Annotated in this window: 21 protein-coding genes; 15 read left to right on the top strand and 6 right to left on the bottom strand. The window is 56.7% G+C overall.

Features of this window, described 5'->3' with window-relative positions; genetic code table 11:
* Nucleotides 1-31: 31 nt before the first annotated feature.
* On the bottom strand, nucleotides 32-1,228 hold the full coding sequence (locus HFN16_RS09850) for a trehalose 6-phosphate synthase (RefSeq protein ID WP_168890588.1): 1,197 nt from the start codon (nucleotides 1,226-1,228) through the stop codon (nucleotides 32-34).
* Between the two features lie 10 nt (nucleotides 1,229-1,238).
* Nucleotides 1,239-2,651, bottom strand: coding sequence for a DUF4139 domain-containing protein (locus HFN16_RS09845; RefSeq protein ID WP_168890587.1), 1,413 nt, complete (start codon nucleotides 2,649-2,651; stop codon nucleotides 1,239-1,241).
* Nucleotides 2,652-2,909: 258 nt separating this feature from the next.
* Between HFN16_RS09845 and HFN16_RS09840 the strand changes: the two genes are divergently transcribed.
* Nucleotides 2,910-3,890, top strand: a complete 981-nt coding sequence (locus HFN16_RS09840; RefSeq protein ID WP_168890586.1) for a diguanylate cyclase — start codon at nucleotides 2,910-2,912, stop codon at nucleotides 3,888-3,890.
* Between the two features lie 278 nt (nucleotides 3,891-4,168).
* Here HFN16_RS09840 and HFN16_RS09835 read toward each other — a convergent pair whose 3' ends face one another.
* Both HFN16_RS09835 and HFN16_RS09830 read right to left on the bottom strand, forming a co-directional pair.
* Nucleotides 4,169-4,333, bottom strand: a complete 165-nt coding sequence (locus HFN16_RS09835) for a hypothetical protein (RefSeq protein ID WP_168890585.1) — start codon at nucleotides 4,331-4,333, stop codon at nucleotides 4,169-4,171.
* 233 nt (nucleotides 4,334-4,566) lie between these two features.
* Nucleotides 4,567-5,223, bottom strand: a complete 657-nt coding sequence (locus HFN16_RS09830; protein WP_168890584.1) for a helix-turn-helix transcriptional regulator — start codon at nucleotides 5,221-5,223, stop codon at nucleotides 4,567-4,569.
* A gap of 250 nt (nucleotides 5,224-5,473) precedes the next feature.
* On the opposite strand from HFN16_RS09830, the gene HFN16_RS09825 reads away from it, so the two are divergent.
* The 4 genes from HFN16_RS09825 (at nucleotide 5,474) to rnr (ending at nucleotide 10,126) form a co-directional block, all read left to right on the top strand.
* Entirely contained in the window at nucleotides 5,474-5,902 is a 429-nt protein-coding gene (locus HFN16_RS09825) for a YccF domain-containing protein (protein WP_168890583.1), read from the top strand.
* Between the two features lie 137 nt (nucleotides 5,903-6,039).
* Nucleotides 6,040-6,771, top strand: coding sequence for a Bax inhibitor-1/YccA family protein (locus HFN16_RS09820; RefSeq protein ID WP_168890582.1), 732 nt, complete (start codon nucleotides 6,040-6,042; stop codon nucleotides 6,769-6,771).
* Nucleotides 6,772-6,816: 45 nt separating this feature from the next.
* Nucleotides 6,817-7,947, top strand: coding sequence for a tetraacyldisaccharide 4'-kinase (gene lpxK, locus HFN16_RS09815; RefSeq protein ID WP_168890581.1), 1,131 nt, complete (start codon nucleotides 6,817-6,819; stop codon nucleotides 7,945-7,947).
* The gene (rnr, locus tag HFN16_RS09810) at nucleotides 7,928-10,126 is read left to right on the top strand and encodes a ribonuclease R (RefSeq protein ID WP_168890580.1); all 2,199 of its coding nucleotides are present in this window, start codon (nucleotides 7,928-7,930) and stop codon (nucleotides 10,124-10,126) included. Before lpxK ends, rnr begins: the two co-directional genes overlap by 20 nt.
* Nucleotides 10,127-10,627: 501 nt before the next feature.
* Here the strand turns inward: rnr and HFN16_RS09805 are convergent.
* Entirely contained in the window at nucleotides 10,628-11,557 is a 930-nt protein-coding gene (locus HFN16_RS09805; RefSeq protein ID WP_168890579.1) for a calcium/sodium antiporter, read from the bottom strand.
* A 39-nt stretch (nucleotides 11,558-11,596) separates the two neighbouring features.
* Nucleotides 11,597-12,748: a tRNA(5-methylaminomethyl-2-thiouridylate) methyltransferase gene (locus HFN16_RS09800; protein ID WP_348771044.1), complete on the bottom strand. Its 1,152-nt coding sequence runs from the start codon at nucleotides 12,746-12,748 to the stop codon at nucleotides 11,597-11,599.
* Nucleotides 12,749-12,808: 60 nt separating this feature from the next.
* On the opposite strand from HFN16_RS09800, the gene HFN16_RS09795 reads away from it, so the two are divergent.
* From HFN16_RS09795 to HFN16_RS09745, 10 genes are all read left to right on the top strand, one after another.
* Nucleotides 12,809-13,258 (top strand): bacteriohemerythrin, encoded by a 450-nt coding sequence (locus tag HFN16_RS09795; protein WP_168890578.1) that lies wholly within the window; start codon nucleotides 12,809-12,811, stop codon nucleotides 13,256-13,258.
* Between the two features lie 118 nt (nucleotides 13,259-13,376).
* On the top strand, nucleotides 13,377-14,426 hold the full coding sequence (gene recA, locus HFN16_RS09790; RefSeq protein WP_168890577.1) for a recombinase RecA: 1,050 nt from the start codon (nucleotides 13,377-13,379) through the stop codon (nucleotides 14,424-14,426).
* A gap of 88 nt (nucleotides 14,427-14,514) precedes the next feature.
* Nucleotides 14,515-17,154, top strand: a complete 2,640-nt coding sequence (alaS, locus tag HFN16_RS09785; protein ID WP_168890576.1) for an alanine--tRNA ligase — start codon at nucleotides 14,515-14,517, stop codon at nucleotides 17,152-17,154.
* Between the two features lie 1,504 nt (nucleotides 17,155-18,658).
* Nucleotides 18,659-19,087 (top strand): 50S ribosomal protein L13, encoded by a 429-nt coding sequence (rplM, locus tag HFN16_RS09775; RefSeq protein WP_168890574.1) that lies wholly within the window; start codon nucleotides 18,659-18,661, stop codon nucleotides 19,085-19,087.
* A gap of 9 nt (nucleotides 19,088-19,096) precedes the next feature.
* A complete protein-coding gene (gene rpsI, locus HFN16_RS09770) occupies nucleotides 19,097-19,489 on the top strand; it encodes a 30S ribosomal protein S9 (RefSeq protein ID WP_210772260.1) in 393 nt (130 codons plus the stop codon).
* Between the two features lie 211 nt (nucleotides 19,490-19,700).
* Nucleotides 19,701-20,963, top strand: coding sequence for a radical SAM protein (locus tag HFN16_RS09765; protein WP_168890572.1), 1,263 nt, complete (start codon nucleotides 19,701-19,703; stop codon nucleotides 20,961-20,963).
* A gap of 222 nt (nucleotides 20,964-21,185) precedes the next feature.
* On the top strand, nucleotides 21,186-22,361 hold the full coding sequence (locus HFN16_RS09760; RefSeq protein WP_168890571.1) for a BMP family ABC transporter substrate-binding protein: 1,176 nt from the start codon (nucleotides 21,186-21,188) through the stop codon (nucleotides 22,359-22,361).
* Nucleotides 22,362-22,364: 3 nt separating this feature from the next.
* Nucleotides 22,365-23,852 (top strand): ATP-binding cassette domain-containing protein, encoded by a 1,488-nt coding sequence (locus tag HFN16_RS09755; protein WP_168890570.1) that lies wholly within the window; start codon nucleotides 22,365-22,367, stop codon nucleotides 23,850-23,852.
* Nucleotides 23,852-24,895, top strand: coding sequence for an ABC transporter permease (locus HFN16_RS09750; protein ID WP_168890569.1), 1,044 nt, complete (start codon nucleotides 23,852-23,854; stop codon nucleotides 24,893-24,895). Before HFN16_RS09755 ends, HFN16_RS09750 begins: the two co-directional genes overlap by 1 nt.
* Nucleotides 24,895-25,878, top strand: coding sequence for an ABC transporter permease (locus HFN16_RS09745; RefSeq protein WP_168890568.1), 984 nt, complete (start codon nucleotides 24,895-24,897; stop codon nucleotides 25,876-25,878). Before HFN16_RS09750 ends, HFN16_RS09745 begins: the two co-directional genes overlap by 1 nt.
* Nucleotides 25,879-25,920 lie beyond the last annotated feature (42 nt).

Genomic DNA, 25,920 nt, shown 5'->3' with positions numbered 1-25,920 from the left:
TTGACGTTGAAATTGACGTATCGAATCAGGGTTACAGCGTACCCATGATGGTCACCAGCATGTCCGGTTCCGGCACGATGAGGGCATTGGGCGTCAGTCCCATGACCCGTTTGGCCAGATCCTCGTTTTCAGTCACGTATATTGCCCGCGTTTCGGGCATGATTTCCAATGCGGCTTCAAGCATGGGCACGTCGCTTCCCGTGTCACCGCAAATGAGATGCGGTCCATGGAACATGTCGAGTCCCAATTCACTGTTTAGGTATTTGACACCATCCCCCTTGTCGAAATCCTTGAGCCCGTCGCCCGAGGTTTCGATGGTCAGGATGATCTCCACGTCCAACCCGGTGTCTTCGATGCGGAAATTCTGTTCATCCGGATCAAGCTCAGTCACAAGGCTGCTCAGGGTTTCGAGGAACGCTTTGGATTCATCCTCGGCAATGGATTTGCCGATATCCTGACGAGCTACCGTAGACTGGCCGAACTTGAACTGGAGGCCGGAGCCGATGAGAGAAAACTTCTCATACTCGGGCGAGGCCAGCATTTCGGACAGCCGGGCGTTGAGGGTGTCGATGGCGACCTGTTTCTCCGGAGAGATAGGCAACCTTCGTGTACGCCCTTCCAGATCGAGACATTCACGTCCCTTGGACGCGGCGTAGTAGATCTCCCCCTCTGGATTGACAGATATTTCGATAAGCCCACCGAGGGGTGCAGACGTCAGGATGACAGGTTTCTGTACTTTCTCCATCGCGAACCGGGAAAGGAAAACCGAATTGTAAATGGACTGGATGGAAGTAAGGTACCGGGCACAATAATTGTTGATGGTGCCGTCACGGTCAGTGATCATGCAGTTGAGGTCCAGGCCGTTCAAAAGCTCGCGGCCGGCAGCAACATGATCATCAAAGCCGGGATGCAGGTCGTCGAGGAAATCAAGGAAGGTTTCCTCGCCTTCTTCCAGATAGAAGATATCCTTGCGAGCCTCGTTGATCTCGTAATCCATATCCAGATCGATGGTGCGATCGCCATCCAGCGACAGCACACGTTTTCCGGCCACTTCCGGGATATTCTCAAGAGCGGACAGCGCGTTGGCCAATGACTCTATGGTTCCCGCTGGAACCGTCTCGCCCGCAAGCAGCGAGCCTACAGCCTGGTAACGAACCTGGCGGGTGGCGGCCATGAGGGCATAGAAATCCTTCAACGTCTTGAGTTCGGTGTGCTTGATCGCTGGCATGGTTCCTTTCCTAACGGGTAACTTGAATGGTGTAGTTCACTACCGTGGGGCTGCCATCCTTGGACGGCGGTACGGTCAGGGTGAATTCCAGCCCGCCCGCATCGGTGCGAACGTACTTTGCGTCGGCCTTCACCACTTTCCACTGGCCGGAGTATCTTTCTTTGAGCTTGAGAATTTGCGGCTTATCCTTGCCGTTTTTCACTTCAATACGCCACGAGGCTTCATAGGAGGTCTTGCCCAGCTTGGCATACGCGGTCTGGGTGCGCTCCACGGTCACGTCAAAAGAATTACCCAGCGGCAGTCGGGCTTCACCGCCCTCACCCACGTGACCGATACGGGACTCGCCTGCCAGAAGGAGGCTGTTATCCGAAGTAGGCATGAAGACGCGAACCAGCCCGCCGGGAAGCGGACGGCCAAGACCGTTCTTCTTGGTGTTGTTCAGCTTGAGGGACAGGGCCACATCCTGAGCCATCTTTCCGCTGTGCTGACCGCCGTATCCCTGAAATGTGCTGACGAGTTCCTGCTCCAGCATCACTTTGGATGAGGAGAACAGGCTGACCTGCCTGGTGCCAGAAGCTGGCAGGCTCACGCTTCGCGGAACAGAGTAGACATGGAACTGAGCAAACTCCTCTTCCTGCGGAGGAGCGGCGTCCATCATGGGGGCAGCTGCCGCTTCCATGACCATGGCGTTGGCCTTGTACATCCGGCGCCCGCCCATCTCCTGTTTCACATCGCCCGCCACCAGCTTCACACTGCTGCCGGAGAAAGCACGACCTGAGGAGTTGTTGATAGTTGCCCACACATCCATGGCGCCCGTCTCACCTGTTTTATCGAGAGAGAGGGTGTAATCAGCGCGCCACTGCAATCCGCTCATGAGGTATCGCAATTCAACATTGCGTTTTCCGGCATGAGCGTTGTCGGTGGTCAGGGTCAGCGTTGGTTCAGTCTGAAGATCTCCCGGCATTTCGGGCAGGAGTAAAGCGTCGTAGTTACCGACATAGACCTCGTTACCCACAGTGAAGATCGGCCTTCCTTCGTTGGAGACAAGGATCGCCTTTTTGAGAATGCGGCCCTCGGTATTGGAAGGATCAGGCAGGATAACGGTCAGCTCCTTGCCGATATATCGATCGAGAAGATTTTTGATGGTGATGGGGCTGTAACTGTATTGCAAGCCCAGCACCTTCATATCCTTGGCAGAGGCATGGACAGAGGTTGGGTCCATACTCTGTGGAACGTCTTTGAATATCACGCTGGCCATACCTTGCGGCAGCGTCACGGACCGCGATTCTTTTACGAGAGCACGGCCGGAATTATAGACAGTTACCGAAGCTCCTTTAACCGTAGCGGCGTGGGAGTATGGGACGCACAGCAGCAGAGTGAGGGCGAGCAGAGAGATAACAATATGAGATTGCAGGCGATTCATCGAGCCTCCGAGAGACAGATTAAGGTTCAGGTTGTAACAATAGCAAAATAACTACCCGTAACGTTACAATGCCCTGCCTGTTTTTGCAAAAGATTAACAAAATTTATCACTCCCTCAGTGACAAATATTCAGTTCTCTTTTTCAACAACTCCAGTCGCTTGCCCTAGCAGCTTGTCGATTAGGCAACAAAATGCACACTCGCATGCCTCATTTCTACTCTCGTCAAGAGTCTAGATTTTTGTTAGAAACATTCAAATTATGAAGATTCTCATAGTGGACGATTGTCTGACGACATCGAAGCATATTGCCGGATTGCTTGCGCAAATTGGCTATACGGCACTAGTGATCGCGCACAGTTTTGAAGAAGCTGTGGTGGAACTGGAGTCATCTGCTGCGTCCGGCTTTCCCATTGATCTGATCCTCATGGATGTGGGTATGCCCGGTACGGACGGCATCGCAGCCACCCTGACCATCAAGTCCCGCTATGAATTTGAAGACATCCCCGTCATCATGATCACCGCGCACAACGAGGAAGCCACATTGGATCGTTCCTTTGCTGCCGGGGCCTCGGACTTCATCGTCAAACCCGTGGGCAAAATCGAACTGCGCGCCCGAATCCGCTCGGCACTGCAACTGCGCAAAGAAATGGTCAAACGCCAGAAGCGTGAACGGCAGTTGGAAAAGCTGGCCCGCAAACTGGAGCGCATGTCGAACATGGACGGTCTCACCGGCCTCGCCAACCGACGCTGTTTTGACGACACGCTGGTCAAGGAATGGGTCCGCAACGGCCGAAACGACCACCCCCTCGGCCTGATCATGATCGATATCGACCACTTCAAATCGTACAACGATTCCCTCGGTCACGTTGACGGCGACGTCTGCCTCTGCTCAGTCGCCGACGCCATCAGCGCCTCGGTCCACCGCCCCGGTGATATGGTGGCCCGATACGGCGGCGAGGAATTTGCGGTAATACTCCCCAACACTGACTACGAGGGTGCCCAGTCCGTGGCCGCCACCATTCACGATAACCTAGCTAAAATCTGCATCTCCCACCCCAACTCTTCGGTCCACTGCCATGTCACTGTCTCCATCGGCGTCGCCTCCGGAATCCCCACATGCGGCACCACCCCGGAACACCTGCTCCACGCCGCCGACAGAGCCCTCTACAGCGCCAAACAAGCCGGACGAAACCGCACCGAATCCGTCAACCTCCCCGGCCCCGACGAGATCAGACACTAATCACAATTTTCCCTCCATTGAAAAAGGGCGTTTCCATAAGGGAACGCCCTTTTTCTGTTTTTCTCGCCTGAGAGCGCCAGCTGCAAGGCGCAAAGGCGAAGCTGTGGCCCGCCCACAGCGATGCCAGCAGCAACGCAGCAGATGGTGCTCTCAGGCGAGAAAAACAAATGAGTCAGGCTGTTGGGGGACAGCCTGACTCATTCAACAGGGATGGGTTGGACGGGAATAGAGGTTCCGGTGGGGGCCGGACTCCCCGTCCAGGAAATTTGAGACTGCGGCTAGCGCAGGAAATGGATGCTCAAGTAAGTACCGCAACAGGGGCAGACCTTGACCGGGGAGGCAATGCCGTCTTCTTGCATGATGACTGCTTCCCAGGGAATGAAACCGTCGAGAGTGTACTGAACCTTCAGCCTGTGACCGCACTTGCAAAAACGTTCCTGCATAACTCGTCTCCTTGTTCATCGCGCTTTCGGCGCGTTTTCATTTCATTGCACCCAACGTGAGTCTTTAATAAACAACCTTGTTTAATTTTGTCAACCATAAATTTACAAAAAGTATCACTTTAGCACACAAGATGTGTTCAACATCACAAAACACCCACCTACAAGACGAACCAAATAAAAAAAGCGCCGCAATCCCAGAGGATTACGGCGCACGAAAAGCGTTTAAGTCTGATTTAACGATATTCTCGGGAAGCCCAGAGCACCTTGCCGATGACACGAACATTGTTGAGTTCGTCGCCAGAAAGATGGATGGGCGAATAGTCCACGTTATCACTGCGCAGCACCAATGTACCTGGCAGCCGTTCCACCCGCTTGACCATGACCGTGTCTTCAACACCCACGGCATAGATACCGCCGGACAGGACATCGGTACGGGACTCGTCAATGAGGACCATGTCCCCTTCCTTGATCTCCGGCTCCATGGAGTTACCGATAACTTCCATCAGCACCATGTTCACCGGGTTGCCACGCATCTGCAGCCAGTCGGAACGGAAGGAATAGTAGCCTTCCACCTGCCCTTCTGTCTCAAAGGAGCCACCACCCGCACAGAGTCGGGCGCGCACCTTGGGCACTTCCATATAATCATCTTCATCACCGGCAGTGGCCACAGCCTCGGGGCGCGGGAGCCCCTTGCCTTTTTCAAGCCACAGCGGATTCAGCCCATATTGTGCGGACAGATCGAGTATCCACCGGGCCGGGACCGAGTCCTTGCGTTTTGCCAGCGACACGGCAGCCCGTCCCAAATCCAGAATGCGGGCGAGTTGCGATTGGTTCTTTATTTCCGTTTCCGAACAAAGCCTCTTGAAGAATGCTTCAAATCCGTTGCTCATTGTTGCGCCTTAGTTAATGAATTGTTGCTTTATGAAGATAGTGTTTACTATTGATATACTCATTCGTCAATTGATAATCCCCTTTTTTAGGGAAGAGGCAGAGATGTCGGCCTGCGGCCTCCGACTGTCAGGAGATTTCGCCGCAGGCGGCTTTCCAATCTGATTTCACTTATTGCACACTGTTGACGTTCGTCCTTCAATAAGCGAAACACGGACTTAGAAAAGAAAAATCTCATACTCAGGAGTATTTATGCTGTCTGTACTCGGCAATATAATCTGGTTCCTCTTCGGAGGCGTATTCATGGCCCTCGGCTGGTTCCTGGCTGGCTGCCTCATGGCAATCTCCATCATCGGCCTGCCGTGGGCGCGATCTGCCTTTGTCATTGCCAAATTCACCTTCCTGCCCTTCGGCAACACGCTGATCAGGCGCGACGTGCTCACGGGCCAAAAGGACATTGGCACCTCGGGCTTTGGATTCTTAGGTAATGTAATATGGTTCGTATTCGCCGGATTCTGGCTGGCCATCGGTCATATCGTTTCGGCCTTTGCCTGCATGGTGACCATCATCGGTATTCCCTGGGGCTGGCAGCATCTGAAGATCGCAGCAATTACGCTTGCCCCCATCGGAATGGCAGTTGTGCCCATCGAACAGGCTGAAAAATTGACCAATCGCGGGTAGTTTCACCCCGTTTTTGCACTTTTGCTTGTGCAAATTCCGGTTTCTCTTGCCACATACCAAAAAGCTGCTTAACTAATTGAACGACGGGCTTTTACGCCCATTTGCAAGTAAACAACCCCTTTTGGAGGATAAAGGAAATGAATCAATACCCCACCATGCAGCGTACGGCCAAAGCGGAACTGGTCAACGCGTTCATGCGCGGCGTGTACGGCTGGATGAGCGCAGGCCTTGCCCTGACCGCTGTTCTGGCCTACCTGACCCTCACCACGCCTGCTCTTCAGCAGCTGGTGTTTGCCATTGATCCGGCTACTAACATGATTGCTGGTATTTCCAGTGTCGTCTGGATTCTGATGTTCGCTGAAATCGGCATCGTATTCTACCTCGGCGCACGCATCAGCACCATGAACGCCAGCACGGCAACCGGACTGTTCATGCTCTACAGCGCCATGAACGGCCTGACACTGGCCCCGATCCTTGCCTTCTACACCGCGGAATCCATCGCTTCCACGTTTGTGATCACCGCAGGCATGTTCGGCGCCATGTCCATCTACGGCATGGTGACCAAAAAGGATCTCACCAGCTGGGGCAGCCTGCTCTTCATGGGCCTCATCGGGCTGGTCCTCGCTTCCGTGGTGAACATCTTCATGGCCAGCTCTGCCATGTCCTTCGCCATCTCCGTCATCGGCGTCATCATCTTCCTGGGCCTGACTGCTTACGACACCCAGAAGCTGAAGACCATGGGCGAGATGGTTCCCGAAGGCGACGCAGCAGCGATTCGACGCGGCACCATCATGGGCGCGCTGACGCTGTACCTCGACTTCATCAACCTGTTCATCATGCTGCTCAGGCTTATGGGCAGCCGCGACTAACTCAAAACACACGGGGAGGCCGCAAGGCCTCCCTTTTTACCCTCTATGGCAGACGTTACCGCCCTACAAAAAGTTCTCGCCCCCATTCTCAAACCCGCTTCATGGGTCTATGCCGGCGCCATGCGCGTTCGCGAACAATTCTACAAGCGCGGCTTCCTTCCCTCCTGGGAACCGGAAGCGGTGACTGTTTCCGTGGGCAATATAGGCTGGGGCGGTTCCGGCAAAACCCCTATAGCAGGCTGGCTGCTGGACTGGGCCGCCAACCGCAACATGGAAGCCATGCTTCTGACACGCGGCTACAAGGCCAAGCCCGTCTCCTACCCCTACTATGTGCAGCCCGGGGCGCTTGCTGAAGAAGCGGGCGACGAGCCCCTGATGCTGGCCACCCAGCACCCCAAGGCGCATGTCATCGTAGACCCGGTCCGCACACGCGGCGGTCGCATGGGCATGAAGCAGTTCAACCCCGAGCTGGTGGTGCTGGACGACGGCTTCCAACACATGGCCGTGAAGCGGCACCTCAACCTGGTACTGCTCAGGCCCGAAGATCTTTCCTCTCAGTGGAAGAACGTGATTCCCGCCGGCTCATGGCGCGAACCCGTTTCCGCCTTGAAACGAGCCGATGCCTTCATGATGAAGGTCGGCCCCAAAAATTTCCAACGCGTACTGCCGTTCTATCGTGAACTGCTCGGCCACCTGCACAAGCCGCTATTCAGCTTCCAGGTGCTGCCCACAGGCGTACGCAATGTCCTCTCCGGCGAACCGGCAGTGGACTTTGATCAGGAGCGATACCTTCTGGTCACCGGCGTTGGCGACCCCAAACTCGTGGAGCGCACCGCCACCCATTTTATCGGCTACAAGCCGCAACACCACATGATTTTCCGCGACCACCACGCCTATTCCAAGAACGACGTCATGGATATGCACGCCACGGCTGCAAAGCTCGGCTGCAAAGCGATCCTGTGCACACCCAAGGATGCCGTTAAGCTCGGCCCCATGTGCACCGACCAGTTCTGGGAATTCGACCTGCGCGTGGAATTCGGGCCGTCATCAATCGGCCGGAATTCCCGATTCAATACGTGGTGGACCAGACAATTCGACATTATAGACAAACATGTGCCGGGCTATGATCCACATTACGCCCTGGCCGAGGATACCGATGGTAAAGAAGACACGTAAACAACCGCGTCCGTCCACTCCCCCCCTGTCCACATCAGGCCTGCTCAAACTCTTCAAGCAGGTCAAGCGCCCACTCTCCCGGGCCGAAGTCATCCGACAGCTCAAGCTCAAGAAGAAGGACAAGCGTATGGTCAAGGACCTGCTCGCCGACTTGGTTGAGCAGGGTAAGCTTATTCGCATTCGCCGCGGCTACGGGCTAGCCGACGCCATGCACTGCGTCACCGGCCGTCTGGAAATCCAGCGCGGCGGCTTTGGCTTCGTGATCCCCGAGGACAGCCGACGCAAAGACATTTTCATCAACCAGCGAGATATCGGTGAAGCGTGGCATGGCGACAAGGTCATAGCCGCGGTCATCAGCGAGAACAAAGGCCAGCGCAACAACGAAGGCCGAATCGTCCGCATCCTTGAACGAGGCCGCAAGACGCTGCCCGTCAAGGTCTACAAGCAGATGCGCGGCGGCGACTGGCTCTGCCGTCCCACTGACCCGCGCCTCGCCTTTGGCATCATCTGCGAACTGAAAGATGAGTCAATTGAGCTCAAGCGTGGTGACATTGCCCTGTGCGTCCCCGGCGACAAGATCGATCCCACCATGTGGGAAGGCGAGATCACGGCCTACCTCGGGCCCGAAGCCGATATTTCCGTGCAGGAAGCACTGGTCAAATCCAACCACAACATCCGCCTCCGCTTCCCGTCCGGCTCCATGAATCAGGCAGAAGCCCTGCCCACCGAGCCTGCGGCCAAGGATCTCAAGAACCGCAAGGACCTGACCAAGATGCCCTTCGTCACCATCGACGGGGCTACGGCCAAGGACTTTGATGACGCCATCCTCGTGGAGCGCATGCCCAAGGGGTACCGCCTCTGGGTGGCCATTGCCGACGTTTCCCACTACGTACCTGAGGGGTCCCCCCTCGATCGCGAAGCCTTGGAGCGCGGCAACTCCTACTACTTCCCACAGTCTGTCGAGCCCATGTTCCCGGAGCGGTTGTCCAACGGCCTTTGCTCCCTGAACCCGCATGTAAAGCGCCTCGTCATGGTGGCCCGCATGGACATGGACAACCAGGGCATCACCCGAGCTGCCAAGATGTTCCCAGCCGTCATCGAGAGCCACGCCCGTCTGACATACGGACAGGTAAAGAAGGCGGTCCTCGACAAGGACGAGGAGGCTCGCGCCAAGATTTCCCACGTTCTGCCCATGCTGGAACTCTCTGAAGAACTGGCCCGCAAGATCAACAAGCTGCGTAAGGAACGCGGCTCGCTCGACTTTGATCTGCCGGAACCCGAAATCCTCTTCGATGTTCAGGGTGAGACCACGGACATCCGGCCCAAGGAGCGCCATTTCGGGCATCAGCTCATCGAGGAATTCATGATCGCGGCCAACGAGGCCGTGGCGCACTTCCTCATCGAGAAGGACCTGCCCTGCATGTTCCGCATCCACCCCCCGGCAGACGAGGAAAAACTCAAGAGTCTGTTCCGGCTCCTTGCCCAGACCGACAAGGACATCCTCATGCCCAAGGAGATGACGCCCCTCGCAATCCAGCGGCTCATCGCCTCGCAAAAGGGTACGGACAAGGAATACATCGTCAACCGGATGCTGCTCCGCTCCATGAAGCAGGCCAAATACTCACCGGAAAACGAGGGCCACTTCGGCCTCGCATCCATTGAGTATTGTCACTTCACCTCGCCCATCCGTCGCTACGCCGACCTCGTGGTGCACCGCCTCGTCAAGACGGCCCTCGCCATGGAGGACAAGGACGGCCCGGTCCCGCACATTCCCGGCATGAAGAAGCTGAACAACATCGCAGGTCAGCTTTGCAGCCGCGAACGCGCAGCCATGGATGCCGAGCGCGAGATATTCAAGCGCGTCATGGCCATGTTCATGAAGGATAAGGTGGGCGGCACCTTCGGCGGTGTCATTTCGCACATCACGGACTACGGTTTCTACGTGGAACTTCGCGAGCTCATGGCCGAAGGCATGGTGCGGCTCTCCACCCTCGACGACGATTACTACACCTACTGGAAGCACCGAGAGATGCTCGTGGGCGAGCGCACCGGCAAGTCCTTCATGCTCGGTCAGGCCGTGGAAGTCGTTCTGGACGAGGTGAATCTGGACCGACTGGAGCTGAACTTCTCGCTCAAGTCCGTCACCACCGCAGCAATGGATTACAAAGACTTGATTTAAGATGCCTCCGACGGGCCCTCGCCGGGCGTGCGTCTCCGACGGGTCAGGAACCCTTTGCAAAGGGTTCCCGACACCCTCCCAAACTCTTTGTCGCTCGCTGACGCTCGATGGTGTACGACAGCCTCAGGCTATATGGGCTTCATATTATTCCAACAAACGAAGACCTTCACCAGCCCTTGAGCCTAAGCCTTAGAAGCTGACCAAATCGAATGCCGCCGAATACAACAGCCTTTCCACAGCGAACTAGTTCGCTAAGCGCTCATCAAGGCATTCTATTTGGATCAGATTCTTAGCGACAGCTCACGAGGCGGCCAAGCTAGAAAAGGAGCTTTTTGGTTCCTTTTTGGGGCCTAGCCAAAAACGAACCGCCGTCCGCGAAGGACGCCACCCGGCAGCAATGCTCCAAGAAATCGGAGCCGAAGGCGACCACCTTAAACTTCTTCAAAAAAAGGGCCGTTCCCTCAGGAACGGCCCTTTTAATATTCATTACATCATCTCGTTCTAGGCGGAGAAATCTCGAACCCATCGAATAAGGTTGATGCCAACGAGCAACGCGCCTTCCCAACGGGAAACACGCCAGCCCGTACGCAACAAAATCAACACCAACCCGACCATGCCGACAAGCACGTAGAGACCAGAGGAGGCCTCGTCGGAAACCGGCAACGGCTTGAGCAAACAAGTCAGCCCCAGCACCCCGGCAAAGTTGAAGAAGTCGGACCCGATCAGGTTACCAAGCAGCATCTCGTTTTTGCCTTTGATTGACGCGGCCAGACAAGTGACGAGCTCGGGCAGGCTGGTACCCGCGGCAACAATGGTCACACCGATGACCCACGAAGACACGCCGAGAGCGGTTGCGATAGACGTCGCAGCGGAAACCATCAGATGCCCACCAGCGGAGATGGCGGCAAAGCCCGCCACCAAAACAAATCCATGCTTCCAGTTGGCCTCCTGACCTTCCAACTCTTCCAGCTCTTCATCGCCCACGTTCTCGCGCTTCATGCCGAGATAGACGAGATAGGAAATGAGCATCAGCATGAGCACGCCACCGAAGACGTGACCCAACTCGCCGGTCATGGACACCAGCAGGATACCTGCGGTGGTCAGGAACAGCAGCAGACCGTCGCGGTACACGATGGTCTTATTGGAAACCAGCGGCTTGATCATGGCCATGAGCCCAAGGATAAAGCCAAGATTGAAGATATTGGAACCGACCACATTGGACAAAGAGATGTCGTTGTGGCCGCGCATGGCTGCATTGATGGTGACGAGGAATTCAGGTGCAGATGTCCCCAAAGCCACGATAGTCAAGCCGATGACAAGTTCGGAAACATTGAACTTGCGGGCGATGAGCGCAGCAGAGGCGACAATCCAATTGGCGCCGAACCAAAGGAGCAGCGCAGCAGCGAGAAAAGTGATGATATCAACGGTCATGTAAAACCTTGTATGTCAGGAACATTGTCCCGGCAATGATTACTGGTTGTCGAGACGGTCTTTTTTCCACGCCTTGACAATGTCCGGCTTGGGCTCGGCCCAAGGCAGTTTGTTGTCACGGGTGGGGATCACCTCGATCTCCTCGGTGGTTTTGCCGCGCTGCACGCGAATCTTGACCGGTTCGCCGGTCTCCTCGGAATGCTTGCGAGCCTTGGTGGAATAGGAAGCCACCAGCGCAGCGGCATCGGCAACGGCTTCGGAATCCCAATCTCCGTCCACCGGGCGGCAAACGCCGAGCGGTCCGGGAAAGCCCTGCGTCTTGAGCACGTAATCGGTCGGCTCTATGCAGGCTGCGATGCGTTCGTTGTCGTCTGCCTTGCGACCAAAAGTCAGCCAGTGGGTTCCGGCCCAGTACTGGCGACCGAAACGGGCAAGGGTGAAATCGCTGACGGACGGACGCTCGATATGATTGAGCATCTTGACGAAACGGGCAGCACCGTTGGCCTCGGTCAGACAGCAACCGCCTGCCGGGGTGGGAATCTCGGTGAAGCCATACTCCTTGGCCTTCTTCATCTGCTCTTTGCGGCCTCGACCGTACCAATCATGAAGCTGTTCGCGGTCCACCAGTCCGGACTCTTCCATAGGGGTGATGGGCTGCTTCTTGGCACACAGGGGGCGCAGCAACACCTTGCGAACATCAGCCCGCTTGGTGATGAGATTCAGTGCGTCTTCACGCTGGCTCATGGGGCGCTGGCCCACCACTTCACCAGAGATGAGGAACTTGGCGCCGTATTCGGGCAGCATATCCACAGCGTGGCTAAGCATGGTGATTTTACAGTCGATACAAGGGTTAAGCCACTTGCCGTAACCCTGAGAAGGGCCGTCGAGCATCATGTCGATGTACTTCTGGCGAATATCCACCTCGATCACATCGATGCCGTAGTGCTTTTTCCAGAAAGGAATCTTTTCCGGGTTGCCGAAAAAAGGTGTGACAAAGTGCAGGCCGAGAACCTTCAGCCCCTGATCCATTATGGTCCGCATGGCGAGGATGGAATCCAGGCCGCCGGACAAAAGCGCGAGTGCGTCGTATTGATTATTAGCCGTGTTGGTCATGAGGCGTCCCTTATTGGAGTTTGGCGTGAAGGGCAAGTAATACCGGATTCCAGCACAAATGGCTTTGACATTCGTCAAGTCGATCCTGCTTGAACCGTACGAGTTATATATGCTACTTTTCCAGTAATAGGAGGAGCCATGCCCAAGATTCAGTGGAACAAAGAACTCAGTGTCGGCGTCAACGAAATTGACGATCAGCACAAGGAACTCATCAAAATAGCCAACCTTCTACTTGAGACCGTAGAAGGCCCGCCTGACAGAAATATGGTGGATAGCGCTATCAAGCAACTCAGAGAGTATACGGTTTTCCACTTCAATTCAGAAGAAGCTCTGATGACTGAGGTCCGCTATCCCGAACGAGGAGAGCATCATGCGCAGCATCGCAAGCTCAAGAACGACGTCAAGCAGTTCCAACGGGACATGTATGAACAGCAAATTCCAGAGCCTGCAGTCGTCCTCGCTTTCCTCCGTTCATGGCTTCTTAATCATATCCTCACCTTTGATCGCAAGTTAGCTCAATTCATCAATGACCAAAAGGCCCTTGAGATGCCTGAAACGACTGTATCCATTGGTAAACCAGCCGACTAGCACTCCCTCGTTTTAGCCCATTCCACCCGCTTAGATGCCTGTTGCCCGCCGTGCCTCTATCTGTTAGATAGACGTGTTGCTTTAATTGTTGCGTCTGTAATCCTGTAAGGAGAATCCCATGGCACGAAAGGCCGTCGACCCCGAAGTTCTGCGTAAGGAAGCTCTCGGAACCGCTCTGACCACTATCGAACGCAAGTTCGGTAAAGGGTCCATCATGCGTCTCGACGACGAAGCGTCCCATTCCATCCCGTTCATCCCCACTGGTTCCATCGGCCTTGATATGGCTCTTGGCATCGGCGGTGTGCCGCGTGGACGTGTCATAGAAATTTACGGCCCGGAATCCTCGGGTAAAACCACTCTGGCCCTGCACATCGTGGCAGAGGCGCAGAAAGCTGGCGGCAACGCGGCCTTCGTGGATGCCGAGCACGCCCTTGATCCCGGCTACGCCAAACGTCTTGGCGTCAAAACCGACGAACTGCTCATCTCCCAGCCCGACTACGGCGAGCAGGCACTGGAAATCGCCGACCTGCTGGTCCGCTCCGGTGCCATGGACGTTGTGGTCATCGACTCCGTTGCCGCGCTCATCCCGCAGGCCGAGCTCGAAGGCCAGATGGGTGAGACCCAGGTGGGTGGACAGGCGCGCCTCATGTCGCACGCCCTGCGCAAGCTGACTGGTACCATCCACAAGTCCAACTGTGTTGTTATCTTCATCAACCAGATCCGCATGAAGATCGGCATGACCGGCTACGGCAACCCCGAGACCACTTCCGGTGGTAACGCGCTCAAGTTCTACGCCTCCTGCCGACTGGACATCCGCCGCATCCAGACCCTCAAGGACAAGGATGAATCCTTCGGTATCCGCGCCCGCGTCAAGATCGTCAAGAACAAGGTCGCTCCGCCTTTCCGCGAGGCCATTGTCGACGTTCTCTACGGACAGGGCATATCCCGCATGGGCGAGCTCATCGACATGGGCGTTGAGCACGGCATCATCGACAAGTCCGGCTCCTGGTTCTCCTTTGGCTCCGAGAAGCTCGGCCAGGGTAAGGAGAACGTCCGCGCCCTGCTGCAGGAAAACCCGGACATCGCCAACGCCGTCGAAGAAAAACTAATGATGCACCTGGGCTTCCGCGAAGACCCGGATGCTGAAGCCGGTGACGCTGGCGAATAGATATTGTTTACAGCCCGGATATAGCGCCTCGGGTCCTGTCCCGAGGCGCTTTTGTCTGGAGATTTTTTTATTTGGAGAGATTTAAACCATGAATGCTGCTGAAATCCGTGAAAGGTTCCTTAAGTACTTTGAACGCAACGGTCACTACATCGAGGAGTCCGCTCCGCTGATTCCCAAGGATGACCCGACCCTGATGTTCACCAACGCCGGTATGGTTCAGTTCAAGAAGCTGTTCCTCGGCCAGGAAAAGCGCGACTACAACCGCGCCACCACTTCCCAGAAGTGCCTCCGCGTTGGCGGCAAGCACAACGATCTGGAGAACGTGGGCCGCACCGCGCGTCACCACACCTTTTTCGAGATGCTCGGCAACTTCTCCTTTGGTGACTACTTCAAGGAAGACGCCATCAAGTTCTGCTGGGAGTTCCTGACCGAAGAGCTGAAGCTCGACAAGGAGCGTCTCTACATTACTATTTATAAAGATGACGATGAAGCTGGCGAACTCTGGAAGAAGCTCTGCAACATTCCTGAGGACCGCATCTACAAGCTGGGCGAGAAGGACAACTTCTGGTCCATGGGTGACACCGGCCCCTGCGGCCCCTGCTCCGAAGTCCACTTCGACCAGGGCGAGCACGTTGGCTGCGGCCCGGATTGCGGCATCGGCAAGTGCGACTGTGACCGTTACCTGGAAATCTGGAACCTCGTGTTCATGCAGTACGACCAGGCCGAGGACGGCACCCGCACAGATCTGCCCCGCCCCTCCATCGATACCGGCATGGGCCTCGAGCGCATCGCCGCCGTCTGTCAGGGCGTGGCCTCCAACTACGAGACCGACCTGTTCCAGTCCATCATCCAGTACACCGCAGACATGGCTGGCGTGAAATACCGCGAGAACGAAGAGATCGACACTGCGCTGCAGGTCATCGCTGACCATTCCCGCGCCATCGCCTTCCTGATCCCAGATCAGGTCCTGCCTTCCAATGAAGGTCGCGGCTACATCCTGCGCCGCCTGATCCGTCGCGCCTACCGCTTCGGCAAGCTCATGGGTCTCGAAGGCTCCTTCCTCTGGAAGACCGCTTCCAAGGTTGTCGAAGACATGGGCGATCACTACACCGAACTGAAAGAGACCAAGGACTTCATGGTCGAGGTTGTTCGCGGCGAGGAAGAAGGCTTTGCCAAGACTCTCGACAAGGGTCTTGAGATGCTTGAGGCCGAACTGGCCGAACTCAAGAAGCAGGGTGCCAAGGTCGTACCGGGCGAAACCACTTTCCGTCTCTACGACACTTACGGTTTCCCCATCGACATCGTCCGCGACATCGCAGAAAAGGACGGCATCGACGTTGATGAGCCCGCCTTCGAAGCGCTGATGCAGGAGCAGAAAGACCGCTCCAAGGCAGCCTGGAAAGGCTCCGGCGAAAAAGACGTTGCTTCCACCTTCCAGACTCTGCTGGAAGACGGCGTCACCTCCACTTTTACCGGTTACGACAACATGATCGAGCAGGCCCCTATCACCCACCTCATGGATATCGACGGCAACGTCGTGCCCACCCTTGAGGAAGGCGTGACTGGCTGGCTCGTGTCCGAAGTGACTCCGTTCTACGGCGAGTCCGGCGGTCAGATGGGTGACACCGGCGAGATCGCTGCTTCCGGCGGCCGCGCCACTGTCATCGACACGGTCAAGCCCTCCAAGGAGCTGACCGCCCACAAGATCACTGTGGCAGAAGGCACCATGAAGACCGGCGAACCCGCATTCCTGAATGTGGATCGCGGCCAGCGCCTCGCCACCATGCGTAACCACACCGTGACCCACCTGCTGCACGCCGCCCTCCAGAAGGTACTCGGCGACCACGCAAAGCAGGCCGGCTCCCTCGTTGGCCCGGATCGTCTCCGTTTTGACTTTACCCACATCAAGGGTCTCTCCCCCGAGGAGCTTGCTGAAGTCGAGGCCATCGTAAACCAGAATATTCTCGACGCTCTCCCGGTAGAGCGCGAAGTCATGACCATCGAGGCCGCCCAGGCCAAGGGTGCAACCGCCCTCTTCGGCGAAAAGTACGGCGACACTGTCTCCGTCATCGAAGTGCCCGGCGTGTCCATGGAATTCTGTGGCGGCACCCACCTCGATAACACCGGTGTTGCCGGTTCCTTCATCATCACCAGTGAAGCTGGTGTTGCCGCAGGTATCCGCCGCATCGAAGCCGCCACCGGTGGCAACGCCATCGCTTACTACAACGAGCGCCGCGAAGCCGTTGCCGAGGCCGGAGCCATGCTCAAGGCCCGTCCCGAAGAGCTTTCCAAGAAGGTCAAGGACCTCCAGCAGCAGGTCAAGGACATGGCCAAGCAGATGCAGGGTCTTCAGGAGAAGCTCGCCTCCGGCGCAGGTCGCGACATGATGTCCGAGATGGAAGAGATCAACGGCGTGAAAGTCCTCGCCGCCGAGCTCGAAGCCCCCAACATGGGTGTGATGCTCAAGCAGATGGACGCCCTCCGCTCCAAGGTTGATTCCGGCATCATCTGCCTCGTGGCCGGTCACGACGACGGCAAGGTTTCCGTTGCCCTCGCCGTCACCAAAGATCTGCACGACCGTTTCAAGGCCGGCGATCTCATCAAGCCCGTAGCCGGTGAAGTAGGCGGCGGAGGCGGCGGTCGTCCCGACCTCGCCCGCGCAGGCGGTTCCGATGCCTCCGGCATCCCCAACGCCATCGCCAAAATCAAGGAACTGGTCGCTGGCTAAGGGAAGAGAAAGACAGATCGAACCGCCTTCGGCGGGATTAAGATTAAACAAGCAGGGCTGCCTGCCCTGCACCCGACCAAAGGCCGAGGGCCTTTGGAATCCCATATGCGCCTTACGGCGCGGTTTAGTAGAATGAAGCCGCCCCATGCTTTGAGCATGGGGCGGCTTTAATAATCAATTTGAGATCTGCAAACATGTTACTGCCAGATCAGTTTGCTTTGATTTATTAAAGGGCTTATATCTGAAGAATGAAACTTTCAAAGTTGTCTTTCACCGGGTGTAAATTTACCTGTTCAGCGATGTTGTGTTGGTTTGCATTTCAACACATAAATATTCTTACACAGGAGGCTTTGACCATTGCTCTTGGGGTCTTCTTGTTCGCAATATATGATAACATGGTCGATTACATCCTCCCCCCATCATATAAAAGACTCGTCTTTGCAGTTCTTTTAACAACAGTTGTTTTGTTCCTGTTTCACCTTTCTGGCGGAACTCTTTATCAATTCAACATAAGCCTGTTTGTCGGGATGGGACTCAACGCTATCAAGTATGGATTCGAGTACTTCAAAATGGTTGCTCCATTATTTAAAAAGAGAAACTAATCGCCTAATTTTGAAATTCATGATGGTGGCTAGTCCCCGATAAATAAGTCCAGTAGGGTGGAGTCCTCCACGATGTTCCTTTTAACGGCACAAGCCAAAGGAGTTGCTATCGTGGATAATTTTATTTCGGCCATCCTGGATTTCATCAAAGACATCGAACCCGACACTTGGGTGCTTCTGGCTCTCCATCTGGAGAGCAAAATTGAGTATTGGTTCCGGCACAAATGACATGGTCAACTGCCTATCAAAACTCTGCGCCTCACTCTTCCCGAACAAAGCCTACTCCAGCCCTTGAGCCTAAGCCCTAGAAGCTGACCAAATCGAATGCCGCCCATAACGCACGGCATTCGGCAGCGACGAACGTCGCGCCCCACAATTCAAGGCATTCTATTTGGATCAGATTCTTCGCGAGGGATCACGAGGCGGCCAAGCTAGAAAAGCCGCGTTTCTTTGGTTCTTTCTTGGGGCGGCTCAGCCAAGAAAGAACCGCCGTCCGCGCAGGACGCCCCCGGCAGGGATCATTTCAATAAATAGGAGCCGAAGGCGACCTCCTTTCCTCTTATTGCCTTTCAATCGCCAAAGGCGATTCCCCCAAATAATCGCGGCTGATAAGCCGCAACATTTCCTGCTTCTTCTTCCCCCAAAATAGAATCCCCTCCCCGCAAACCCACCCCAGCCGCCAAAAATCACAAAAAAAAGCTTGTACACCCACCCCATATTATGTAAGTAACCACTCCCAGTCGTGACCACCGGCGTATCGCGGGCTTACCCCGTTACATTATAGCTCGTGAGCGTTTGTTGATGGAATTCGGCAGGTTAGAGATTATTGTACAAGAGGCTGGCATGTGAGCGAAAGCCACACATTGCCACAGATTATTTTTGCTTTTTTAAGGAGCACTCTTATGAATACATATAGCCCGAAGCCGGAAGACGCGAACCACGAGTGGTTCATCGTCGACGCAACGGACAAGATTCTGGGCCGTCTCGCCACCGAGATCACCAATCGCCTGCGTGGCAAGCACAAGCCTGAATTCGCCCCCCACATGGACATGGGCGACTTCATCGTGGTCATCAATGCTGACAAGATCAAGGTCACCGGCCAGAAGCTTGACAAAAAGATGTACTACAAACACTCCAACCATCCCGGTGGTCTGAAAGAAAAGACCCTCCGCGAGATGCTGGACAAGAAGCCTGAGAACGTCATCAAGGCCGCTGTCAAAGGTATGCTGCCCAAGAACAAGCTCGCAGCCGTTCAGCTCAAGAAGCTGAAGGTCTACGCTGGTTCCGAACACCCGCACGCAGCCCAGGCTCCCAAAACTCTGGAATTTTAATCGGGGATTATCATGAGCGATTTCACTTACGCCACTGGCAAACGTAAAAATGCGATCTCCCGTACCCGCCTCTACGCCGGTACCGGCCAGATCACCGTTAATGGTCGTCCTTTCGAGGATTACTTCCCCCGCAAGACTCTGCAGATGATCGTCCAGCAGCCCCTGAAGCTGGTCAAGATGCTCGACAAGTACGACATCAAGGCCAACTGCTCCGGCGGCGGCGTGTCCGGCCAGGCAGAAGCTCTGCGCCACGGCATCTCCCGCGCACTGTGCGAGATCGATCCCGAACTCCGCTCCGTTCTGAAGCCCGCAGGTCTCCTGACCCGCGATGCTCGTAAGAAAGAGCGTAAGAAGTACGGTCTCCGCGGCGCCCGCGCCTCCTTCCAGTTCTCCAAGCGTTAAGCCGAGAATCGGAACAAGAGACATTCAAAGGTCGGTACCATCTGGTACCGACCTTTTCGTTTCCCCCTGTCTCGCACACTTCTACTAAAGCAACCTGTTTTGGTCCTTTCAGACAGGAAACGTTCCCACGTAAAGCCAAAATCAGGCACTTTTGGTTATAATGAGGAATCAATTCTTGCTCAATTGATGCATTTTCCCTTATATCCTCGCTATGCCGTCCAAGAAGAAGCCCCAGCCGCGTATGTTGTTCGCCACCCCTGATGGCGAGATTTTTGATCATCCCGACCTCCTGCTCATGTGCCGTCGTGGCGATGAATTCGGTCTGCCACGACCGGATGAGATCACGCCGCTACCGCCGGACTCTGAATTTTTCATGCTGCCCGGGCGTCACGCCATGGGCTACAATGCTGAAACGGGACAGGCTGAGGTCATGGAAGAACTGGCCGTGGCAGCATTCGCCAGCCCGGGACACACCCTCACGGGTATCTCTGCCTATGAGTCGGACGACAACGCTCCGATCCTGCCCCTGCTCTCGTACGGAGCCATCGGCTACGCCAACGGGAAGTTCTGGGTCTGCGCCAAGAAGGTCGACGAGGACAAACGTCAGGTCTTCACCAAGATTCCGCCGGATCGCATTGAAGCAGGTGCACACCAGTTGATAAAGGAGATGTCCGACAACAGACTGGTGAACCATCTGGCCGGATGTGCCCTGACACATGGCTGCCCTGCTGCCAAGAATCTTTCCCTCGGGCGCTTTGAGTGCCCACTACCCACGGCGCGCACCTGCAACGCTCGCTGCGTGGGTTGCATCTCCGAGCAGCCTGACGACTCCGGGTTCCCCTCGCCGCAGTGCCGCATTTCCTTCACACCTACCGTGGAAGAGATCGTACAGATCATGCGCCGCCATGAATCTCGTGAACGCCGTCCCATCTTCTCCTTTGGTCAGGGCTGCGAAGGCGAGCCGCTGACAGAAGCTGAGCTGATCTGCGACGCCGTAAAGGAATATCGCGCAGATGGCGGCACCGGCACGGTGAATGTGAACACCAATGGGTCCCTGCCCTTGACCATGCCTGCCCTCAAGGTCGCGGGGGTCAACTCCATCCGTGTCAGCCTGAACTCGGCACGCAAGGGCCCCTACGAAGCATACTACCGCCCCAAGGGATATTCTTTTGAAGACGTGTACGAGGCCATCGGCAAGGCGCACGAGGTAGGCCTCTTCATCTCGCTGAACCTGCTCTACTTCCCGGGCATCACCGACACCGAGGAGGAGCTTGAAGCACTGATCAAGATGGGCGAGGAATGCAAGTTCGACTTCATCCAGCTGCGCAACCTCAACCTTGACCCCGAGCTTTACATGAAGCTCATGAAACCCTTCGGTCATCAGCCGTGTATGGGCTTCATGAACTTCAAGAAACGGCTCAAAAAAGCGCTGCCCTGGATTGATTACGGGTACTTCAACCCGTTCATCGGGTAAAATCACTGTCGAAGCGGTTTTTATAAGGCTTTTTGGTCCTAAAACACCGCTCCGACAGTTGACACAACCTCCTCCATCATCCAAATATATCTTTTTAACGGGAACCACGCCTTGTGCGTGGCCCGCCATTTTTTTTGCGGCCTAGAAAAGGGCTCGTAAGAATACAACCACCGGACGACAATTTGTGCTGTATTACTGTCCGGCACCACTACGGAGGAGAGGATGTTGAAATTTCGTATGCTGATCGCTTCGGCGATCATGGCTCTGCTGCTGATCCCCGGCCTTGCCATGGCCAAAGACCTCACCATCGGTCTGATTCTGGTCGGCCCCTACAATGACAAGGGTTACTCCCAGGCTCAGTACGAAGGCGGCAAGTACGTCGAGAAGATGATGCCCGGCGCAAAGATGATCTACCTCGACAAGGTCAATCCCGCCGACCGTCCCGGCCTGACCATTCCGCAGGTTGTTGACGATCTGGTGGAAAAAGGTGCTGACATGATCATTGCTGGTTCCGACGACATGAAGGACGGCATCCTCGAAGCTGCCATGATGCATCCCGACACCACCTTCATCCATATTTCCGGCGATGCAGCCTGGTCCGGCAAGGCTCCCGAGAACCTCGGTAACACCTTCAGCCGTATGGAATACTCCAAGATGATGGCCGGTTTCACCGCTGCCATGACCTCCCAGACCGGCAAGATCGGTGTGGTTGGCCCCCTCATCAACGAAGAGACCCGCCGCCTGATGGCTTCCGCATACCTCGGCGCCAAGTACGCTTGGACCCAGGTTCGCGGCAAGGACGCCAAGGACCTCTCCTTCAACGTGAAGTGGATCGGTTTCTGGTTCAACATCCCCGGTGTTACCGCTGATCCGACTCAGGTTGCCGGCTCCCTCTACGATTCCGGTTACGACGTTCTGATCTCCGGCATCGACACCCCTGAGGTTGTCACCGTTGCCAAGCAGCGCAAAGAAGCTGGCAAGAACGTCTGGGCACTCCCCTACGACTACGAAAAGGGCTGCGAAGGCCAGGGCAACATCTGCCTCGGCGTCCCCTACTTTAACTGGGGTCCGACCATGCTGGATCTGGCCAAGGAAGTTCAGGCTGGCACCTACAAGTCCCGCTTTGACTGGAAGGCTCCCTACTGGGCCGACATCAACAACCACGACAAGTCCCCCGTCGGCTTCATGCCGGGCGAAGGCATGACCCCCGAGGTCAAGGCCGAGCTCGACAAGTTCGTCGCCAAGATCGGTTCCGGCGAGCTGGAACTCTTCACCGGCCCCCTGAACTACCAGGACGGCACCGTCTTCCTGAAAGCTGGCGAAAAGGCTACCGACAAGCAGATCTGGTACATGCACCAGCTGCTGGAAGGCATGGAAGGACTCTCCAGCCCCCAATAAGCAATGATCGTCTTAAAAGACATACATAAACATTACGGCCGGGTTCGGGCCAACGACGGCATCAGCCTGACCCTCGAACCCGGCCGCATCTATGCCCTCGTCGGTGAAAACGGCGCGGGCAAGAGCACGCTCATGCGCATCCTGGCCGGACACACCCGTCCGACCTCCGGAACGCTCGACATGAGCGGCCAGACCATTTCATACCTCACGCCCACCCTTGCTCGCGAGTATGGGGTGGGCATGTTGTACCAGGACCCCCTGGATTTTCCGGCCATGCCCGTGTGGGAAAACTTCCAGCTCGGCGCGCCCAAGCGTACCAAGCAGGAGGTCATCGACGTCATCGGCGAGCTTTCCTACCGCCTCGACGCCTGTTTCCTGCCGGATGAGCCCGTGTCCTCCCTGACCGTTGGCGAACGCCAGCTTCTCGAGCTGCTGCGCCTGCTGGACCTGGGGGCCACCACCCTGATCCTCGACGAGCCCACCACCGGTATCACGCCGGAGCAGAAGCAGGACCTCTTTGACCTGCTCATGAAGCTCGCCCGCGAGGATAACCACACCATCATTCTGGTCACGCACAAGCTGTCCGAGGCATTTGAGATGGCAGACTCCATCTTCATCATGCGTCAGGGCAAGCTCGTGTCCACGCTGGAGCCGCCGTACAACGAGAAGGAGCTGGTCTCCCTGATGTTCGGCGAAGCGGCGGAAGGTGTGGAGGATGACCTGCCGGAAATCAAGGCGCAGGTTGCTCCCCGCCTGACCATGAATGATATCCAGTTCGCTGGTCCCAAGTACTCCATGGGGCCCATGAATTTCACGGCACAGCCCGGTGAGTGCATCGGTCTGGCCGGTCTTGACGGATCGGGACAGGAGCTGTTCCTGCGTGGTCTGTGCGGTCTTGACCGCATGCCCGGCGGCGCAATCAGCCTCGATGGAACCGAGTACCGCAACAACGACTTCGACACCCTGCGCAAGGCGGGCGTTCAGTTCGTGCCTGCGGACCGTCTGGAGATGGCGCTCTTTCCGGAACTCAACCTGATGGAACACATCACGCTGGCCTTTCCGGAACGCAAGCACGACCGACTGGAATTTTACGAATCCCAGTGTGTGGACTGCTTCAACCTGCGCGCCCATCCCGACACCAACGCTCGGGAACTGTCCGGCGGCAACCAGCAGCGCCTGCTGCTCTCCCTGATCCCGGACGACGCCAAGCTGCTCCTCATGGAGCACCCCACGCGCGGTCTGGATGCAGGTTCTGCCCGCCAGGTATGGAACCATCTCAAGGGACGTTGCGCCAACGATGCATCCCTGATCTTCTTTTCCCCGGACCTGGACGAGGTGCTGGAGCACTCCCACCGCGTCATCGTCTTCTACGACCGGGCCATCGCCGGTATCGTGGACCGCGAGCATGCCACCATGGAAGTGGTGGGCGCGCTCATGGCGGGCAAGCCCTACGATGAAGTCATGGAAAAATTCAACAAGGAAGGCGCATAATGAAGCGCGATTCCTTTCTAGAACAACTCATGTGGCTCGGCGCGGCAATCCTGCTCGCGCTGCTGCTGACGGTCATCGTCACCCTGCCCACGGGTGCGTCTCCCTTTGAGACCATCTTCGTGCTGTTCAAGGGCGGTCTTGGCTCCGTGTCCAAGATCGGCCGCGTACTGGCCGGCTGGGTGCCCCTGACCCTGTGCGCTGTTGGCCTGCTCATTCCCTTCACCGCCCGTCTGTGGAATATCGGTGTCGAGGGACAGGTCATCATGGGTGCCATCTTTGCCACCGCAGCTCTGCGTCCATTTGGTGATGGCGGCGGTGCATTCGAGATCGCCCTCGCTTTGGGAGCCGCCATGGTTGGCGGTGCACTCTGGGCGCTGCTGGCAGGTATGCTGCGAGTCTTTGGTCGCGTTCATGAAATCTTCTCCGGTCTCGGCCTGAACTTCGTCGCCCTCGGCGTGACCCTCTGGCTCATCTTCGGGCCATGGAAACGTCCCGGTGTGGCTTCCATGTCCGGCACCGAACCCATCGACATTTCCCTGTGGCTGCCTCGTCTCGGCAAGATGTCCGTCAGTTGGGTGTCGCTTGCCCTGACCGTTGTCGCCCTGCTGGTCATCTACATCCTGATGTACCGCACGGAATGGGGTCTCAAACTCCGCGCTGTCGGCGAGAATTCCAAGGCTGCAACACTGTTCTCCCTCGGCCCCCGCCGCCGTCTGCTGCAGGCATTCATGATCTGCGGCGCGCTGGCCGGTCTGGCTGGTGCCATTCAGGTGCTGGGCGTCTATCATCGCCTGCTCCCGGCCATTTCATCCAACTACGGTTACACCGCCCTGCTCGTGGGCATGATGGCGTCCTTCCGGCTTCCGCTAGTACCGTTCATCTGCCTCTTCTTCGCCATTCTCAATGTCGGCTCCATCCAGCTGCCCCTGCAGCTCGGTCTGGACTCGTCGCTGTCCGGCGTCATTCAGGGCGTGATGGTACTTTCCGTCTTCATCGTCTCAGGCCTGCGCCTGTGGCTCAAGCAGCGGAAGGAGGCAGACTAATGGAAACCTTTGGTCTCACCATAGCCGCCATCCTGTTGGCCGGTGCTCCGCTTGTTCTCGCCACCCTTGGCGAGACCCTCACCGAGAAAGCGGGCATTATCAACCTGTCTCTGGACGGCTCCATCCTGCTGTCTGCCATGGCAGCCTTTGCCGTGTCCGTCATGTTCGACAATCCGTGGATTGGCGTCATGGCCGGTATGGCCGTGGGCGCATCCATTGCAGGTGTCCTCGGTCTCATCGGAATTTATCTCGGCCAGTCGCAGCTCGCCATCGGCTTCATCCTGACGCTGCTGTCCCGCGATCTCGCATACTTCCTAGGCCACTCTTACTCCCGCCAGCCCGGCCCGGACCTCGGTCTGTGGAAGATCCCCGGCATCGGCGAAGTACCGCTCGTCGGCCCGATCTTCGCTTCCCAATCCCCTGTGGTCTACATGGGCATTGCCGCCATCTTCGGCTGCTGGTGGTGGATGTATCGCACCGAAGGCGGCATGCGCCTCCGTGCTGTGGGTGAATCTCCGCGCGCCGCATTCGGACGTGGCATCCGCGTGCGTCTCGTGCGCCTCTACTACTGCCTCGCAGGCGGCGCGCTCGTCGGTCTTGCCGGTGCAGCTTACTCCCTCGCAGTAAAGCCCGGCTGGGGCCGCCCGCAGGGTTGTGAAGGCGCAGGCTGGATCGCACTGGCCATCGTCATCTTTGGCGGCTGGCACCCGGTTCGCACCGCGCTGGGCGCGTTCTTCTTTGCCGCCCTTCAGGTATCCGGCATTCATCTGCAGGAGGTATTCCCCTCCATTCCCGCGCCTGTCTTCCAGGTAGCCCCCTTCCCCATGATGATCCTCACGCTGCTTGCCGTGAACATGGGCCGCGTGGGCTGGGTGCAGGACATGGTCCGCCGCAACCCCATCCTCAAGAAGCTGTCCGGCACATGGAGCATCGAAGCTCCCGCCGCCCTTGGACAGGACTTCGATCCCAAGAAGGGACTGTAAACAACGCCAAAAGGAAAGCCCCCGCACCATGTGGTGCGGGGG

The organism is Pseudodesulfovibrio sp. zrk46 (assembly GCF_012516435.1).
GTDB lineage: Bacteria > Desulfobacterota > Desulfovibrionia > Desulfovibrionales > Desulfovibrionaceae > Pseudodesulfovibrio.
The sequence above is the reverse complement of the archived record's forward strand: the minus strand, read 5'-3'. Positions and strand labels throughout refer to the sequence as shown.

Excerpts from the sequence above, each read along its gene's own strand:
- HFN16_RS09850 (WP_168890588.1), bottom strand. The coding sequence starts at position 1,228 with ATGCCAGCGATCAAGCACACCGAACTCAAGACGTTGAAGGATTTCTAT.
- HFN16_RS09845 (WP_168890587.1), bottom strand. The coding sequence starts at position 2,651 with ATGAATCGCCTGCAATCTCATATTGTTATCTCTCTGCTCGCCCTCACT.
- HFN16_RS09840 (WP_168890586.1), top strand. The coding sequence starts at position 2,910 with ATGAAGATTCTCATAGTGGACGATTGTCTGACGACATCGAAGCATATT.
- HFN16_RS09835 (WP_168890585.1), bottom strand. The coding sequence starts at position 4,333 with ATGCAGGAACGTTTTTGCAAGTGCGGTCACAGGCTGAAGGTTCAGTAC.
- HFN16_RS09830 (WP_168890584.1), bottom strand. The coding sequence starts at position 5,223 with ATGAGCAACGGATTTGAAGCATTCTTCAAGAGGCTTTGTTCGGAAACG.
- HFN16_RS09825 (WP_168890583.1), top strand. The coding sequence starts at position 5,474 with ATGCTGTCTGTACTCGGCAATATAATCTGGTTCCTCTTCGGAGGCGTA.
- HFN16_RS09820 (WP_168890582.1), top strand. The coding sequence starts at position 6,040 with ATGAATCAATACCCCACCATGCAGCGTACGGCCAAAGCGGAACTGGTC.
- lpxK (WP_168890581.1), top strand. The coding sequence starts at position 6,817 with ATGGCAGACGTTACCGCCCTACAAAAAGTTCTCGCCCCCATTCTCAAA.
- rnr (WP_168890580.1), top strand. The coding sequence starts at position 7,928 with ATGGTAAAGAAGACACGTAAACAACCGCGTCCGTCCACTCCCCCCCTG.
- HFN16_RS09805 (WP_168890579.1), bottom strand. The coding sequence starts at position 11,557 with ATGACCGTTGATATCATCACTTTTCTCGCTGCTGCGCTGCTCCTTTGG.
- HFN16_RS09795 (WP_168890578.1), top strand. The coding sequence starts at position 12,809 with ATGCCCAAGATTCAGTGGAACAAAGAACTCAGTGTCGGCGTCAACGAA.
- recA (WP_168890577.1), top strand. The coding sequence starts at position 13,377 with ATGGCACGAAAGGCCGTCGACCCCGAAGTTCTGCGTAAGGAAGCTCTC.
- alaS (WP_168890576.1), top strand. The coding sequence starts at position 14,515 with ATGAATGCTGCTGAAATCCGTGAAAGGTTCCTTAAGTACTTTGAACGC.
- rplM (WP_168890574.1), top strand. The coding sequence starts at position 18,659 with ATGAATACATATAGCCCGAAGCCGGAAGACGCGAACCACGAGTGGTTC.
- HFN16_RS09765 (WP_168890572.1), top strand. The coding sequence starts at position 19,701 with ATGCCGTCCAAGAAGAAGCCCCAGCCGCGTATGTTGTTCGCCACCCCT.
- HFN16_RS09760 (WP_168890571.1), top strand. The coding sequence starts at position 21,186 with ATGTTGAAATTTCGTATGCTGATCGCTTCGGCGATCATGGCTCTGCTG.
- HFN16_RS09755 (WP_168890570.1), top strand. The coding sequence starts at position 22,365 with ATGATCGTCTTAAAAGACATACATAAACATTACGGCCGGGTTCGGGCC.
- HFN16_RS09750 (WP_168890569.1), top strand. The coding sequence starts at position 23,852 with ATGAAGCGCGATTCCTTTCTAGAACAACTCATGTGGCTCGGCGCGGCA.
- HFN16_RS09745 (WP_168890568.1), top strand. The coding sequence starts at position 24,895 with ATGGAAACCTTTGGTCTCACCATAGCCGCCATCCTGTTGGCCGGTGCT.